Source organism: Ruegeria sp. CH10 (assembly GCF_056537125.1).
Genome location: NZ_JBQFQY010000008.1, coordinates 156772 through 172512, shown reverse-complemented (window position 1 = coordinate 172512; position 15741 = coordinate 156772). Strand labels below are relative to the sequence as shown.

The following is a 15741-nucleotide window of genomic DNA, read 5'->3' as shown; positions in this document are numbered from 1 at the left end:
TCACCAACCGACAAATCGCGCCACCCGTCGGATAATAAACCCCAGTAACACCACCCGTACCAATCGTGATAAACTCTTCGGCGTATGCGGCGGTCGACAGCATGGATGCGGCTGCAAATGCTGTGATTGAAACTTTGTTGAACACTATGACACTCCTGTTGTCCGTTTTATTGCTCCCCACGGGGGTGTCTGATCTAGTCAAAACACGTAGAAAACGGCTTTAGAATCAGCCCCCCGGATGTCAAAGACCAAAGCGAAACCAAACAGCACGTGTCTATACGGTAAGTTACGTATATGATTGGGGGCCGAAGGGCGCCGAACCGTGTCCCAACCCATGTTTCAAGGCGGCTGGAACCAAAGATTGGATACAACAGCACAACAGGATTTCCCCCGGGATCAGGCCGAACCGGCCCGTAGACGCAGATCGTTGCGGGCCACGTTGGCCCTGTGTCTGGCGGGGCTGCAATTCGTGGCTGTGTTGTCCGTGACTCTGTCGACGTTTGTCAGTTCCGAGAACGCTTTGCTGCGGCAATCGCGCCTTTCGCTGAATGAGGTCAGCGTCAATGTCATCGGTCAGGTCAAAAGCTTTCTGAACCCCGCGCGACAGGCACTGGATGCGACGCGGCGGCTGGCGGAGAACGATGTTCTGGACATCCACGACACCGCTGCACTGGAGAGCCATTTCTTTCAGCAATTACAGGTCGCACCGCAATTGGCGGGGATTTACATGGCGGATGAAACCGGGCGGTTTGTCTATGTGATGCGGACCAATGAACCGGGGCAATATCGCACTAAGGTCATTCCCCCGTTTCCACCCGACCTCAGCCAGCATCCGGCGGATTTCCAGTGGCGCAATGACCGGTTTACCCTGCTGGACAGCTCGGACACGCTGATCGACACCTATGAGCCTCGAACCCGCCCTTGGTTCACCATGGTGCAAGAGGCGAAAGCGCCGATCTGGACGCGACCCTACATATTCTTCACCACGCGCCAACCGGGCATCACCTACAGTGTGCCGGTGCTGGATGAGGCGGGCAACATCCGGGCCATTCTGGGTATCGATATTCAGATCGATGCGCTGTCGGGCTTCCTGCTGGATATCTGGTCGGAACGGCGCGGTGCAGCGTTGGTACTGAACGAGGATGGCTCGGTTCTGGCGCATCCGACGCTGGTGCTGATCCCGCAGGACGCGGATTACGACAATCCCGAACTGCCGATGGTGGACCAGATCGACGACCCGCTGGCCCGTCAGGCCTTTGGGGCATTGACGCAAGTGGACCGCACCGAAATCGAAGGGCCCGTCTACACGGATTTTGAACAGAACGGTCAGGATTATGTCGCCATGTTGATCGAGGTGTCCGAACCGGGTCTGCGCTGGCTGATCGGGCTTTATGCGGCCGAGGACAATTTCATCGGTGAGATCAAGAAAAACCGGGTGCAGGGCATCTGGATCGCTTTGTCCATCGCAATCCTGACCGGGGCCATCGGGCTGGCCCTGGCCGACCGGATTTATGCCCCGGTGCGCAGTTTTGCCAGCCAGACGCAACGCCTGTCCAGCGGTGAGATTCCGCCCGCCGAAGACCTGGGCAGCCCGTATCGCGAGTTGGAGGATAGCGGCGCTGCCCTGGCGCAAGAAGTCCGACAACGGCAACGGTTCGAAGCGGCCTATGGACGTACTTTTGATCTGGCCTCACGGGGGATGGCGCAAATATCGCCGGAAACAGGGCGATTTGAACGGTTCAACGCGCAGCTATGCGATATTTTGGGCTACGCGGACACCGAATTCGCGACCATGACACTGACCGATATTCTGCCCGAGGATGGCCAGCAGCTGGCCGTGACGTTCCGTGAAACCCTACTGCAGGATTCCGAATTCATTGCCGAGAACCAATTCATCCGCAAAGACGGCTCACCCATCTGGCTGCGGGTCAACGCGATCCTGATCCGCGACGAAAATGGCGTTCCCGATCATGCGGTTGCGATTGTTGATGACGTCAGCGACCGCAAACAGGCCGAAGAAGAGGCCAGCCGCCTGAACCGTGATCTGTCTCATGTGGCGCGCGTGAACCTGATGGGCGAGATGGCATCGGGGCTGGCGCATGAACTGAACCAGCCGCTGAGCGCGATTTCTTACAATGTGGATGCGGCCAAGATCACGCTGGACGAAATTGGCGATCCCGATCCCGAGCTAAACGAGATTCTGACCGATATCGACCGCCAATCGCGTCGGGCGGGGGATATTATCCGTGCGTTGCGCGATGTGGTGCGCAAAGATCGTGGACGGCAAACACCGTTCGAACTGGATGGGTTGATCCGGCAAACGGTTACTCTGATGGAGACCGATGCCCGTGAGCATGACATCAGGATCGTCTATCGCCACTCTGACCTGCCACCGGTCATCGGAAATCGCACGCAAATCGCGCAGGTCCTGGTCAACCTCTTGCGCAACGCCATAGACGCGCTGGCCCGCCATCCCGCCAAGACGGGGCGGATCACGATAGCCACGCAGATCAACGGGGACTGTGTGGAAGTCCAGGTCGAGGACAACGGGCCGGGTATCAGCGCGGATGTCACCTTGTTCAATACGTTTGACACACAGAAAACCGACGGGCTGGGGTTGGGCCTGTCGATTTGCCGAACCATCGTCAAGACCAATGGCGGCCGGATATGGCATGACCCTATCGAAGGCTCGGGGGCCCGGTTCTGTTTCACCCTGCGTCGCAGCGACGTCGATGCCGGAGGCGATGTATGAACGACCAGCCGCTGACTGTTTTCATTGTCGACGATGATGACGACGTGCGCATTGCCCTTTCCAGATCTCTTGGTAAACGCGGGTTGACCGTTGAACACTTTGCCGACGCGCAAACTTTTCTGGAACAGGTCGATGAAGACGCAGCAGGCTGTCTGATCCTCGACTACGGCATGCCGGGCATGGATGGGTTGGAGCTGCAGGATCATCTGGTCCGTCAGAACTCGACTCTGCCGATCATCTTTGTCTCAGGTCACGGCGGCATCCCTGAATCGGTGCGGGCCACAAAGGCCGGAGCCATTGATTTTCTGGAAAAACCATTTGACCTGACCGTGCTGATCGAGCGGATAGACTCCGCATGGGAGATTGGCGCGCAGCTGCGTGCGGATAAGCAAAGGCGGCAGGACCTGGCGGAGAAACGCAGCCTGTTGACCGAGCGGGAAGAACAGGTTCTGCATCACATCCTGACTCATCCCGCGCGCACCTCCAGCAAAGAAATTGCCGCCGAGCTGGGGATCAGCCCGCGAACGGTTGAGATTCACCGAGGGCGCATCCAACAGAAGGTGGGGGTAAAGACCACAATCGAACTGTATGAACTGTTTGCCCAAATGCCGTGAATGATCAACTCACAGGTCACCCTGCACCATCAGCCATTTGCCATCCGACAAGCTCTGTACACATGTCGGATGGTTGACAGTTTCAAACTGTGCCTTCGCTATCCGTAGACCAGGTTCGGCAGCCACGTGATGACCTGCGGGAACAGCATGCAGATCACCAATCCCACGATCTGAAGGAACAGGAATGGCAGAGCAGCTTTGAAGATATCTGTCATCGGAATCGTCGGCGGTGCCACCCCGCGCAGATAGAACAGCGCATAGCCAAAGGGTGGCGACAGAAAGCTCATCTGCATGTTCACCAGATACAGCACACCGAACCACAGAACCAGATCGTTGGGATCGTCAAAGCCAAAGGCGGCAGCCCCCAGCGCCTTGATGATGGGCACAAAGATCGGCACACACAGCAACAGGATGCCGACCCAATCCAGGAACATGCCCAGCACCACCAGCAGGATCTGCATGACGATCAGGATGCCCCACGGGCCCAGTCCGGCCCCCTGCATGGTTTCCTGCACGAATTGCTGGCCCCCTTCCAGAACGTAAAGCCCCACAAAGATGGTCGCACCGAACATGATCCAGATCACCATGGCTGAGGCTTTGAGCGTGGTCAGGCACGCCTCGCGCACCGTGGGCCAATCCAGCTTGTTGTGGATTGCGGCGACTATGAAGGCACCAAAGGTGCCGATGCCCGCAGCCTCAACCGGAGTAGCTACGCCCGAAAAGATCACGCCCAGAACAATGACGATCAGAGCAATCGGGGCCGACATCTTACCCAGCAGACGCATTTTTTCCCGGTTCGAAATCCGCTCGTTCACCGGAATGGGCGGCCCCAGAACCGGATTGATATAGGACCGGATCACCACATAGAGGATATACATCCCCGACAGCATCAACCCCGGAATCACGGCTCCGATGAACAGCTCGCCCACCGATTGCTCGGCAACCACGGCGTAGATGATGGCCAGAATGGAGGGCGGGATCAGGATGCCCAACGTGCCCCCGGCCATGATCGACCCCATGGCGATTTTTGGGTCATAGCCGCGTTTGAGCATCGCAGGCAGCGCGATGATCCCCATCGTCACCACAGCCGCGCCGATCACGCCAACCATGGCCGCCAGAACGGTCGAGGCGATGATGGTCGCTGCTGCCAAACCGCCTTTCAGGCCGCCCAGAACCTTGTAGATCACATCGAACATGTCGTTGATGATCCCGGCCCTTTCCAGCATCGAGGCCATGAAGATGAACAGCGGAATGGCTGATAGCTGATAGTTCGTCATCAGTGGGAAAATTCGGCTGGGCACGATATTCAGCGCTCGCGCATCCCCCAGAACGAACAGAAAGACACACGCCAGCCCGCCGGTGACAAAGGCCAGCGGCAGACCGGCCATAAGCAGCGCCAGCAGCGAGCCGAACATAACGAGCGTCAACAGCTCGATGGACATATCAAGACCCATCGGTCAGTACCCCCGTGCAATCGTTCGGATGTCTTTGGACAGTTTCGACACCCCTTGCAAAATCAACAGAACCGCGCCCACGACCATCATCCATTTCATCGGCCACAGCGGGATTTCCCATTCGTTAAAGCTGATCTCACCCCAGCGGATGTTCGGATCAGTCCAGTCGCCAAAGGTCAGCGCTCCGAACATCTGGAAGAAACTCATCTCGCCGCGCGCCCAGTCCGAGACGACCGAGTTGCCGGTGGGCACTGCAATCGCGTCCATTGCAAAGATGTAGGACGTCACCAGAAGCGTTCCGGCAAAGATGAAGAAGAAGATCGAGGTGACCAGATCGGCCCAGGCCCGTTTCGGCTTGGTCAAAGGGGCATAGAAGATATCGACCCGCACATGGCTTTCGGTCAGCATCGCGTATGATCCGGCGATCAGATATTGCATGCCGAACATCAGATACATCGATTCATGCGCCCAGTTGGTCGGCGCATTAAAGACGTAGCGGACGATCACCTCATAGTAGTAGACAAAGACTGCGATCACCGCCCAATAGCTGACGAATTCCCCGGCATAAAGGGACAGACGGTCAATCCAGTTCTCGGCATATTCGTGATCGGCTTTGCGCGCACCGGGGTCCATTTCCGCGGCACGGGCGGCCGTTTCCTCGTCGATCTCGATTTCGGGTTCTTCCGGGTCAGCCGCGGCCTTTTCGCGTGCCCGCGCAACAAGGCGCGGCATCAAAAGTGCGTCAATCGCAAGAAGGGCAAGGATCGTGTAGAACGCATAACGGGCGACGGCGCCCCAGGTGGCGCGGGTCTTACCGGCGGTCTCGGCAAGCGGTCGCGATTGTTCAATATCGGCGTTGGCTTCGTCCAGTCGCTCACGCCCGGTACTGATCGCCTTTTCCGCGCGATCCAGAGCGCGTTCGGCGCGACGTTTCTGCAAGGCAGTGCCGTCCTGCGCAGCCTCGGCTGCGGCGCGCAGCTCGTCCAGTTCGGCTTCGGCAGCTTCCACCCGTCCGGCTTCGCGGTCGATCACACGCTCGGCCTGACGCACCACGTTGATCGCGTTGGAAAACTCGTTCCGTGCCTCACGTTCCTGCCCGTTGGCAAAAAGGATCAGCAGGAAGATCGGCAGGTAGACCAGCCCCAGAAGGCTGCGCAGATAAAACCGGTGGAGGCCCAGCATCCCGCCGGTCACAAGGATCAGATATCCCAGAGGCATCCCGTATGTGCGGGTCTGAGGTTGCGTGCGGCGCGCCAGAATCATGGCCAGGGCCGGAAAGGCGATCAGCCCGACCCAGTATAGCCAATGTGGCAGCGTAAAATCGACGCTTGGCATGGTAAGTTCCGAAGTCCAAAGGAAAAGATGGCCCGCGCAGAAACTGCGCGGACTGCGGGGCACACGGCCCTTGACTTACAGGTCCAGAGTCTGGCCTTCGATCATTTCGGGCGTGACATAGCCCAATGAGCCGGACATCATATAATCCAGCTGGATCTTGAACACGCGTGCTGCGTCCTTGTCGCGGTTGGCGTATTTAAACCAGATCGGTACGGCGATTTCCGTCATCAGTTCCACATCGTCTTGCGACAGGCGCGTGATTTCGGTGCCTTCGGCTTCGAACTTTTTCCAGGCTTCCTGATCGGCAGCCTGAATCGCGGCGTGGTGGAGGTCGGAATAGACATGAGTTTCCATCTCGACGAATTCCTGCATCTGCGGGCTGATCTTGTCCCATGCCGTCTTGCCGACGGTGATGTCCATGATGTCGACCGGCTGGTAAACCGACATAAAGCCCGGAGGGCCCATGACGATGTAATCGGTCACCTGACTGAAGCCCAACGCATGGTTCACGGCCGGGCCCACAAAGTCGGCCACGTCAATGGTGCCTTTTTCCAGCGCCGGGAAGATTTCCGAACCGGGCAGAACCGTTGTCTCGGCCCCCAGCTCCGAGAACACCTCGGCCACCATACCACCCGGCAGGCGCATCTTGCGGCCCTCGAAGTCATCGATCGAGCGGATCGGAACCTTGGAGTGGATGATGTTCGGCCCGTGATGCACCGGCCCAACAAAATGCAGACCCTGACGGCCCAGCAATTCACGCGCGATATCGATGCCACCAAGGCCATAGAAGAACACATCATATTCATGCGGTTGGCGCAGACCCAGAGGGTATGAGCTGAGGAACACAGCCGCCGGGATGATGCCCTGATAATAAATGGTGAACGGGTTGATCGCGTCCAACACACCGTTTTTCACCGCGTCGGCCAACTGGAAGTCGCCAACAACATCATTAGCGCCAAAGGCCTGAAAGGCCAATTCCCCACCGGTTTTTTCCTCAATGGTTGCGCACCAATCCTTGAAGGTCTGCAATCCGATCCCACCGGGCCAGGATGTCTGAATCTTCCAGGTCGTCCCCTCTCCGGCTGCGGTTGCGATATGAGGGGCGGCCAGTGTGGCGGCGCTTGCACCGGCAATGGTTCTGAACGCGCTGCGGCGCGTAATGAGCTTTTTCGTCATTTCTTTCCTCCCTTTGAGAACTGCGCGCCTTCAAAAAAGAACGATCAGTTCACCCTCAGCATAGACCTAAATAAAGAAATTGGTAAAATTATTTTTCCAATATCGGATAAATCACGTTTTCGCGATCAGGGACTCCTTTGTTAAACGCGGTTTGCCAATTTTCGTCTCGCTTAATGCTCGGGCTCTCGATTCAGACCGTTCAATTGCGCGATGAAATCCGCCAGCATCGGCAAATAGCGATCCCCCTGCCCTGCGGCCTCCATTGCCGCGAATGCGTTTCGCACATCGGCCTGCACCGGATTCACAGCCCCGACGCTATTGGCCAGATTTGCCAGGTAGCGCATGTCTTTATGGGCATTGGTGATCGAGAATTTGTGCGCGTTTTCGTCCCGGTCCAATGTCCATTTCATGAAGGTTTCATAGAACCCGTTAGACAGGCGTCCGGGGCGGATGATGGAATCCACTTGCTGAACAGTCAGGCCGGATTTTTCAGCAATCGCAAGCGCTTCGGAATAGAGCGCTGCGTAGCCAAGTGAGATAAAGTTGTTAATCAGCTTCATCTTGTGCCCCAGGCCAACTTCGCCCAGATGCACCGCCAACGCGGACCAGCAGTCCAGCACCGGCTTGATTTTCTCGAACGTTTCCGGGCTTGCGCCCACCATTGTATCCAGCGTACCGGCTTCGGCCTCTTTCGGGGTTTTCGCAAGGGGTGCATCGGCCAAGTCCATACCCGCGTCGCGCAGCTCTTGCGCCAGTTGCTGGGTTGAGACCGGATCAGAAGTTGAGCAATCTATCACGATCAGCCCCTGCTTTTCCGAGGCCAGTATCCCGTCAGAGCCGCGCACAAGCTGTTCAACCTGCGGACTGCCAGAGACGCACAGGTGGATGATGTCACATTGGGCGGCCATGTCTTTTGCCGTTTTCACCTCGGACGCGCCGCGCTGCACCAGATCATCGACAGGTTGGCGGTTGCGATGCCCCATCACGATCAACGGATACCCGTTTGCAAGGATGTTTTTGGCCATGCCATGCCCCATCAGGCCGACACCGATAAAACCAATAACGGGTTTGTTCATTTGCGAGTCCTCTCTCAAACCGGATTGAGGCCCGAAGATTGCGCTAACAAAACCTGAGCGCAAGTGTAGGTCTGTGCGCAGATCGCGGCGAGTTTACCGGACGTGATGTCAGATTGCCCATGATGTGATACTTCGGCCAAAGCGCTTCAGATGAACGGGGCTGTTGCCAACCACGCGTGAGGTAGCGCGTTTTGCACTTAAGGAAATTGCAACAGATATGCCGTTAGCTGCTTGAGGTTACGTGTTATTCTGGCCGTTTCAGCCGAATTTCCGTGTCCGAAAGGACATACCACAAAATGAACGCATTTTTGTCTTGGACACACCAGCATATGCGCGTTTAGGAGAGGCTGCAGACTTTAAGAGCAGACGAGGCATCTATGCAAGATTTCAGCATCGTTAACGGCAATCCCGCGACGTTCGTAGATACGACGCCCGGAGGGGGTTTTGTTGTCGATTTTGCTTTGCTGGACAACAGTTTCAGTCTGCAGGTCAACGATGTGGAACTGTTCGTTAGCGGACCCGCGGGCGCCCCGAACGAGCTACAGTTCCAGATATCCGGCACAGCCGGGCAAACGGTTCAGTTCGCAGATGGCGACAGGTATGAAATTGATACGCCTGCGGTCTGGCAGCTTTCCAATTCGGATGATGCCCCCGTTGTCCGGCTTGAGGTAAACCCGGACGGAACCATCCAACTGTTCGGGGTAAAGGCAGATGACGGGACGCTGGTGCCCCTCCAGCTGGTCAACGGTCTGACGGTCAATACCGATGCAATCGCCGCAGCCTGGGATGATGATGGCTCGAACACCATCACAATCAACCAATCGCAGACGGGCCCCACAAACGCGAGCGGTCAGTTCGATGATGTGCCCTGTTTTGCATCCGGGACATTGATCGAAACGCCGAATGGTCTTGTCCGGGTTGAGGATTTAAAGGTCGGTGATCAGATTCTGACCTATGACAACGGCGCACAGCCCATCCGTTGGATCGGCTCACGCCACCTTAGCCCGACCCAGCTTGCGGCGGTGCCAAGGCTCAAACCCATTCTGATCCGGGCCGACGCGCTGGGGATCGGATATCCCCAGCATGACCTGATCGTATCACCGCAGCATCGTGTACTGGTATCTTCTGCAATTGCCAAACGCATGTTCGACTGCCAGGACGTCCTGCTACCGGCAAAGAAATTACTGCCGTTGAGTGGCGTCGACACCGTAGAAGACTTGGCGGACGGGGTTCAGTACTTTCACATCCTGTTCGATCAGCACGAAATCATCTGGTCCAATGGCGCGCCCACGGAAAGTCTTTTCCTGGGACCCGAAGCCTTAAAATCCGTATCCGCCGAAGCGCAGCAAGAAATCAGGGATTTGTTTCCGGAATGCCTTCACCCGGAATTTCAGCCCCTGCCCGCCCGTTTCATTCCTGAAAAGGGCAAGCTGATGGCAAAACTGGTCCAGCGCCATCAGGGAAATCGAAAACCCCTCTTCACTGGCCCGGTCGTGCTTACCTAGCGTTTTGGAGCGTTGGCACGGCAGTTTGCCTTTTGGACACGGGAGTGTTGCCGTGTTTTGTTGTGTTGGACATGAGTGAAACATCCCAATCCGGCTGATCTAAAACCCAATCCTTGCACCGAAAAACGGCCCTTCAAACGTCAGCTCAGACAAAACCTGCGAATTGCCCAAGTCCCATGTCAGATACCTGTAGCCGAACACCAAATCCCATGAATTGACCCGATAGTTGAGCGCAGCACTCAATTGCGCCGTCAGGTCGCTTTCACCGGTCCCGATATCCGCATAGTAGGATACGCCCCATCGATCGGACAGGCTTGCAACGCCGCGAACTCCGACAATAGCGTCCCAATTGTTTAGACCGCCGGACACCCGTTGCGATCCTGTGCCGACCGAGAGATTGGCGCTGGTATCAAGGTCCATGGCCCGAAAGCCGCCCAACACAGCAACGCGATTGGTGCCGGTATCAAGGATGTCATACCCAAGCGACCCGGAAAACACGAACCCCCGGACATCGGCATCTGCCGTGGCAGGAATACCCGGGCCCACTGTTGAATCCCGGTCATCGCTCAGGTCCAGATATAGCGCATCCGCAAACACAGACAGCTGTCCCCGGCGGGCTTCGACCGCGCCCATCAGGGCAAAGTCGAGATTGTCCAGAATATCGCTGAAGCTCAGGTCGAGGTTTTGGCCTGTCGTGGTTTCACCGCTCAGCGCCGGTCCCCAAAGATACAGGTACCCATTGAAATCCCAGTTCCTCGTCTCAGCCTGCGCCCCTGTCCCAAGCCAGAACAACGGGGCAAACCCCAAAGCGCGCAACAGATTTGGCAAGATGGCGACGTCTTTACCTGTCATGCTATTGTCCTGCTTCTGGTCCACGCTTTGGTGTCCTGCCGAAATGAATCAATGTCGTCATTGCCAGCTCATGAACACGCTACGCGCTTCTTCGCTTTCAGGGCGCAGGTTTCCGATGCCACCATAGGGGATGTCCGTTCCAATCTCTGAGTTTGGATATTTCGACATCATCTTCTCATGACGCTGGACCATGTCCTGAAAAGACGCGCCCGACCACAACGCGTTCCCGACCAGAGCATTTTCTTCGCGGGGATCGCGATAGATGTTGAAAACGGGGGCTGCGGCACCGGGTTGTCCGGGCGCGGGCAGGTGCATCTTAAATTCCTGTTTGACGACAGAACGCAGCACCGGACCTTCATAAACGTAGACATAGTCGCGGCGTCCATTGCCCTCGCCTTCAAGCAGCAGGGCGGTCTGGTCGATCCCGTCAATCACCCTGTCCCGAGGGATATAGTCGGTCGCACCAGCGATGCGCGCCATCGTGGTATAGATATCCGAGACGTGAAAAATATCACCCGCCGCGCTGTCGGCTGCAATCACGCCGGGCCAGCGGATGAACGCATCCGTCCGCACACCGCCCTCCAGATGCTGGGTCTTGCCGCCGCGATAGATCAGCTGATTCAGGCCGGATGTCCCCTCAAACTGGTACATCAACCCGTTGTCCGCCATGAGCATGACGATGGTGTTGTCGGCCTCGCCGGTTTCATCCAGCTTGGCCAGCAAATCTCCAATCCAACCATCCAAAAGCTGCAGCTTGTCGGCGTGAAACCCACCATTCCGCGAGATCGCCTGATCCGGGTAGACAAAATTCAGCGGATAAAGCGGCCAGTATTGCAGAAAGAACGGCTCATCCAGGGCCGCGACACGTTCAAGCTGTTCAAGCGCCTGCGCCTGATAGCGTTCGTTCATTTCCTCATATTTGGCTTGGGTCCACTCTTCGCCCGGGGTCATGTCAACCTCACGCGCGGGCCCGCCTGCTTCGCCCTCGACGCCGGTGACCAGCCCGTAAGGTTTGAAACGTTCATCCAGCATGAACTGGTTGTTCTGACCCGATGAGTGGTAGCCCAGCATATTGTTCGCCTGCATCGCCTCGCGTGTCATCAGGCTCAGCTGAACCTGCTGATGCAAGGGGAACGCGGCCCAGTCGAAGCCCTGATTGTGTGGGTATGCTTCTTCGATATCCCCCTGATGCCATTTGCCGACATGAGTGGTGGTGTAGCCCGCCTGTTTCAGGATTTCCGGCAACGTGATCTCGCTCGCGGGCAATCCTTCACCGACCAGAGCGACCTTGACCTCTTTGACACCGGCGCGGATCGGATGACGCCCTGTCAGCATCGCCGTGCGTGTCGGCGTGCAGGACGGCTCGGTGTACATGCGCATCAATGACATACCTTCGCGGGCAAAACTGTTGATATTGGGTGTCTCAATCCCCATCACGTAGTTCAGCTTACGCTCTCCCATCTGGCCGAAGCTGATATCGTCAATCAGGATGTACAGAAAGTTTGGTGGCTTTCCGCCATTGGCCGCGCGAATTTCGGACAGCCGGGCTTCGATCTCAACATCCTGAGCGTCCCATTCTTCACCGAACTGGGCCCGCAGAAATTCAAACTCTCCGTCATGTACGATTGCGCCATCCTGCGCGGTGGCGGGCCCCAATGTCAGAGCCGTCATCACCCCGGCCACGACGCCAGATTTCCAGTTTGTGTTAAGCACCCCTGATTTCCCCCTGATTGGTTGTATCTTCCATCGCCTGAACGATCAGTTCGTGGCATTTGGCCGATAGCGATTGGTTTGATCCCTGTGCCAGTTCCGTCAGACGTTGAAGTTCCGGCGGTGTAAGAAACGTCACAACGCGTTCCGACCGCGCATCACCTTTCGGCAGACGCGGGCGGCCCATTGTTGCTTCGTTTGGGTCATCCTCAGACACTTGACAGATCGCAGTCCAAAATCGCTACATTACCGGTAAACTGTCAGGCTCTGGGAATGGACCACATCAAAAATTCGCCAAATCTGCAGAACGCGGCGGCCTCGGAACTGCGCGATACCCCTGCGGCGAGGACGGTTGATCTGGACCACCCCAACGCCATCGGAACCTTTACGCCCTGGCAGGTCGACTTCCGACAGTTGGACCCGGGTCGGCTAAAGACCCAAGTCACAGTCCGCGCAGGCCACGCGGTCTTGGCCCTGAACATTTCGATGAACCAACGGGTCCATCAGCGCGGCGCGTCGCCAGAGGGGTGGACGACCTTGGGCATTCCGGGGCCCGGCGCGATCGATAGCTGGAAGGGCAACCGGATGACAAAGAATACGTTTCTGTCATTCGGAGACAGCGATGGATTTGACGGCATCTCGACCGGTGGTTTTGCAGGCGGCGTTGTTTCATTTGAAACCGCTCGGCTGCGGAACCTGGCTCAGGCCTGCGGTTTTGGCCTGAGTGAATGCACTCCGGATGCACGGGCAATGGCATCTGTTTCCGGAATGGCCAGCCTGAAAAGGTTGCAACGCAGGATTGCGGCTCTGCTGACCGACCCAAAAGCGGATTGGACCGGCGAGACGGAAGAAAGCCTTATGCTCGAAGCGTTGGCGATGCTGACCGACAGCACAGCGCATGATGACAAGAGCCACTCAGAAACACGGCGAAAAGCCCTGAGCCGTGCGATCGACCTGATGCTTGAAACCCTGGATGAGCCGCTTTCGATAGAAGAGATATGCCTTCAATGCGGCGCATCCTGGCGTACACTGAACAGGGCTTTCAAAGAGCATTTCGGCCACGGTCCAAAGACCTACTACATGCGGCTGAGACTAAATCGTGTTCGTGAGGATTTACTGGGGTCTTCATTCGGCGGAACGATAACAGACGCAGCGAACCGTCACGGATTCTGGCATATGGGGCAGTTTGCGCGGGACTATAAACTGTTCTTTGGCGACCTGCCGTCCGAAACCCGCCGGCGTCTTCAGTGACCGACACGCTGTTGGGCCAGTCAAGCAACTGCCGGGGAAGTGACTTTGCGATTTTGACAGGCAGCGCGCTGTAACGGTTACATGCGTCAAGTTACGTTGCCCGGCAACCCAAGTCAGAGTGACATTTCACCAAGATGCAAAGTGTCTGGCGTGCTTCAACCGCTTTTTCCGCGGCGCTGGGAGCGTCACTGATGAGTCGATCACGGAACGTGGAGAAACGAATGCAACAGCAGACCTGCACCACGCACAAAACCCGGTTCCGTATCACAGCATTGCTGACCTGTGTTCTTGCGACTGCGCTGACCAACGGGTCAAACGCGCAAGACGCAGAAATCGTACATGACGCAGAACACTACGTCCTCAAGGCACAACACGCAGACCGGTGGGAGGAAGAAGACCTCGAACTCGCGGCACAGCTTGCCGCGCTGGAACAGCGGTTTGGAACGCCGCCGAACATTATTCATATCATGTGGGACGATACACCCGTTGGCGAGGTGGGCATCCCGCACCTCCAGAAAAACCGGGGTTTCGAAACATCCAACATGAACCGGTTTGCGGCCGAGGGTATCTATTTCACACGCATGTATACCGAGCCCTCCTGCACGCCCAGCCGTGCCGCTGCGATGACCGGGCGACACGCCGTTCGAAACGGAATGTACAATGTGGGGTTTCCCTACGAGTACGGTGGCTTGGCCGCCGATGAAGTGACCATTGCCGAGGTCCTCAGCGCTGCAGGCTATGCCACTGCATTTTATGGGAAATCCCATCTGGGAGATGTTGAATCCAGCTATTTGAACAGGCAGGGATTTGATGACGCCCATTGGACGCCTTACAATCAGGTGCCCAGTCTCTATGTACCGCGCGGTCAGCGAGGCGCGCTGGTGCCGGGTGTGCTGTTTCCAGAGATGTTCCCGAAAGATCCGTATGACATAGACTTGGGATGGCGGCCAAAGGGATATGTCTGGTCCCTGATCGGAACCAAAGATGGCCCAACCCGCGAATGGGAAGACGGCGGCCTGCCACCCACCGACGAGGAGGGCTATTACCAACTCGAACAGGTCTGGCAAGACAAGACAATCGCTTTCATGGAACGCAGTGCTGCCGATGGAACGCCGTTCTTCATCTCGTATTGGCCCAACATCAACTCGTTTTTGAACATCCGCCCCTCGGAAACGCCCAGCACCGTGTCCTTCGGAGTGCTACAGGAGGGGCTGGCCAATATCGACCGTTTCGTCGGGCGCCTGACCGAGGCGCTTGAGGCTGCCGGGGTGGCAGAGAATACGCTGGTCATCCTGATGGCGGACAATGGGCCGATGACGCATGATGGCCCCCCGGGCATGGTTGAAACGCTGTATCGCGGGGGCAAGGGTGACTATACGGACGGGGCCGTTCGTGTCCCCGCGCTGGCCCGGTGGCCCGGCGTCATAGATGCGGGGCAGATTGTCGGGGATATTGTGCATCTGACCGACTTGTTCACGACATTCGCAACCCTTGGAGGGGCGCAACAGCACATTCCTCGGGATCGCATTATCGATGGCGTCGACCAGACCGCGTTGTTCCTAAAGGGTGACACGTATAGCCGCCGCGACTATGTGCATATCTATACCGGACCGGTTCTGGCCGCGACTGTGAAGGGTCGTTACAAAAAGCACTGGACTGGGGCCAAACCGGGTTTGTCCGGGCCTGAGTTCTATGACATGTACAACGACCCGCGTGAGGTTCAGGGCAAGATGCTGCCGATGTTCCCGGCCAAAGGCATGTTCAACCAAATGAAAATGCGCCACTTGCTGATGAAGGAATACTATCCGGATCAGGGCCAGAACCGCGATTTCCCGTTCCGAAATCTGGAAAACGCGCGCCCCGAGACGGTCGAAGCAAGCCAACCGCGCGTCAACGCAGAGGATGTGCCATTTGACCCGGCGGACCTTATTCGGAACATTCCTGAATGGGAAAACACCGAAGCGAACTGGGGCATTGGCAGCCGCAGTGGCGAGTGAGCATTGCCCGCCTGTTTGC

At 57.1% G+C, this 15741-nt stretch carries 12 protein-coding genes; 5 read left to right on the top strand and 7 right to left on the bottom strand.

The annotated features are described in order from the left end of the window. The first annotated feature begins 361 nt into the window (after nucleotides 1–361). The gene (locus ACRZ94_RS19585) at nucleotides 362–2752 is read left to right on the top strand and encodes an ATP-binding protein (protein WP_480656121.1); all 2391 of its coding nucleotides are present in this window, start codon (nucleotides 362–364) and stop codon (nucleotides 2750–2752) included. Next, nucleotides 2749–3366 carry a response regulator transcription factor gene (locus ACRZ94_RS19580; RefSeq protein ID WP_480656123.1) on the top strand — a complete coding sequence of 206 codons (618 nt, stop codon included), beginning with the start codon at nucleotides 2749–2751 and terminating at the stop codon, nucleotides 3364–3366. Before ACRZ94_RS19585 ends, ACRZ94_RS19580 begins: the two co-directional genes overlap by 4 nt. Before the next feature lie 98 nt (nucleotides 3367–3464). Here ACRZ94_RS19580 and ACRZ94_RS19575 read toward each other — a convergent pair whose 3' ends face one another. The 4 genes from ACRZ94_RS19575 to ACRZ94_RS19560 form a co-directional block, all read right to left on the bottom strand. Then, entirely contained in the window at nucleotides 3465–4820 is a 1356-nt protein-coding gene (locus ACRZ94_RS19575) for a TRAP transporter large permease (protein WP_480798124.1), read from the bottom strand. A gap of 3 nt (nucleotides 4821–4823) precedes the next feature. Then, entirely contained in the window at nucleotides 4824–6155 is a 1332-nt protein-coding gene (locus tag ACRZ94_RS19570) for a TRAP transporter small permease subunit (RefSeq protein WP_480656127.1), read from the bottom strand. A 75-nt stretch (nucleotides 6156–6230) separates the two neighbouring features. Continuing rightward, complete coding sequence (dctP, locus tag ACRZ94_RS19565) at nucleotides 6231–7331, bottom strand: TRAP transporter substrate-binding protein DctP (RefSeq protein WP_480656129.1); 1101 nt, start codon at nucleotides 7329–7331, stop codon at nucleotides 6231–6233. 170 nt (nucleotides 7332–7501) lie between these two features. Then, nucleotides 7502–8407, bottom strand: coding sequence for an NAD(P)-dependent oxidoreductase (locus ACRZ94_RS19560; RefSeq protein WP_480656131.1), 906 nt, complete (start codon nucleotides 8405–8407; stop codon nucleotides 7502–7504). A 377-nt stretch (nucleotides 8408–8784) separates the two neighbouring features. Here ACRZ94_RS19560 and ACRZ94_RS19555 point away from each other — a divergent pair, with 377 nt between their 5' ends. Continuing rightward, nucleotides 8785–9912, top strand: a complete 1128-nt coding sequence (locus ACRZ94_RS19555; protein ID WP_480798123.1) for a Hint domain-containing protein — start codon at nucleotides 8785–8787, stop codon at nucleotides 9910–9912. A 99-nt stretch (nucleotides 9913–10011) separates the two neighbouring features. On the opposite strand, the gene ACRZ94_RS19550 is transcribed toward ACRZ94_RS19555, so the two are convergent. From ACRZ94_RS19550 to ACRZ94_RS19540, 3 genes are read right to left on the bottom strand one after another with little or no spacing between them, the layout of a single operon-like run. Beyond that, complete coding sequence (locus ACRZ94_RS19550; RefSeq protein ID WP_480798122.1) at nucleotides 10012–10764, bottom strand: hypothetical protein; 753 nt, start codon at nucleotides 10762–10764, stop codon at nucleotides 10012–10014. 57 nt (nucleotides 10765–10821) lie between these two features. Further along, nucleotides 10822–12477, bottom strand: a complete 1656-nt coding sequence (locus ACRZ94_RS19545; protein ID WP_480798121.1) for a sulfatase-like hydrolase/transferase — start codon at nucleotides 12475–12477, stop codon at nucleotides 10822–10824. Next, nucleotides 12470–12661, bottom strand: coding sequence for a hypothetical protein (locus ACRZ94_RS19540; protein WP_480656139.1), 192 nt, complete (start codon nucleotides 12659–12661; stop codon nucleotides 12470–12472). The genes ACRZ94_RS19545 and ACRZ94_RS19540 overlap by 8 nt, the downstream gene beginning before the upstream one ends. Before the next feature lie 86 nt (nucleotides 12662–12747). Here ACRZ94_RS19540 and ACRZ94_RS19535 point away from each other — a divergent pair, with 86 nt between their 5' ends. Both ACRZ94_RS19535 and ACRZ94_RS19530 read left to right on the top strand, forming a co-directional pair. Then, nucleotides 12748–13725 (top strand): helix-turn-helix domain-containing protein, encoded by a 978-nt coding sequence (locus ACRZ94_RS19535; RefSeq protein ID WP_480798120.1) that lies wholly within the window; start codon nucleotides 12748–12750, stop codon nucleotides 13723–13725. A 221-nt stretch (nucleotides 13726–13946) separates the two neighbouring features. Continuing rightward, nucleotides 13947–15722 carry a sulfatase-like hydrolase/transferase gene (locus ACRZ94_RS19530; RefSeq protein WP_480656143.1) on the top strand — a complete coding sequence of 592 codons (1776 nt, stop codon included), beginning with the start codon at nucleotides 13947–13949 and terminating at the stop codon, nucleotides 15720–15722. Nucleotides 15723–15741 lie beyond the last annotated feature (19 nt).

Coding starts and splice junctions, on each gene's coding strand:
- ACRZ94_RS19550 (WP_480798122.1), bottom strand. CDS start 10,764: ATGACAGGTAAAGACGTCGCCATCTTGCCAAATCTGTTGCGCGCTTTG.
- ACRZ94_RS19575 (WP_480798124.1), bottom strand. CDS start 4,820: ATGGGTCTTGATATGTCCATCGAGCTGTTGACGCTCGTTATGTTCGGC.
- ACRZ94_RS19555 (WP_480798123.1), top strand. CDS start 8,785: ATGCAAGATTTCAGCATCGTTAACGGCAATCCCGCGACGTTCGTAGAT.
- dctP (WP_480656129.1), bottom strand. CDS start 7,331: ATGACGAAAAAGCTCATTACGCGCCGCAGCGCGTTCAGAACCATTGCC.
- ACRZ94_RS19535 (WP_480798120.1), top strand. CDS start 12,748: ATGGACCACATCAAAAATTCGCCAAATCTGCAGAACGCGGCGGCCTCG.
- ACRZ94_RS19570 (WP_480656127.1), bottom strand. CDS start 6,155: ATGCCAAGCGTCGATTTTACGCTGCCACATTGGCTATACTGGGTCGGG.
- ACRZ94_RS19580 (WP_480656123.1), top strand. CDS start 2,749: ATGAACGACCAGCCGCTGACTGTTTTCATTGTCGACGATGATGACGAC.
- ACRZ94_RS19540 (WP_480656139.1), bottom strand. CDS start 12,661: ATGGGCCGCCCGCGTCTGCCGAAAGGTGATGCGCGGTCGGAACGCGTT.
- ACRZ94_RS19530 (WP_480656143.1), top strand. CDS start 13,947: ATGCAACAGCAGACCTGCACCACGCACAAAACCCGGTTCCGTATCACA.
- ACRZ94_RS19560 (WP_480656131.1), bottom strand. CDS start 8,407: ATGAACAAACCCGTTATTGGTTTTATCGGTGTCGGCCTGATGGGGCAT.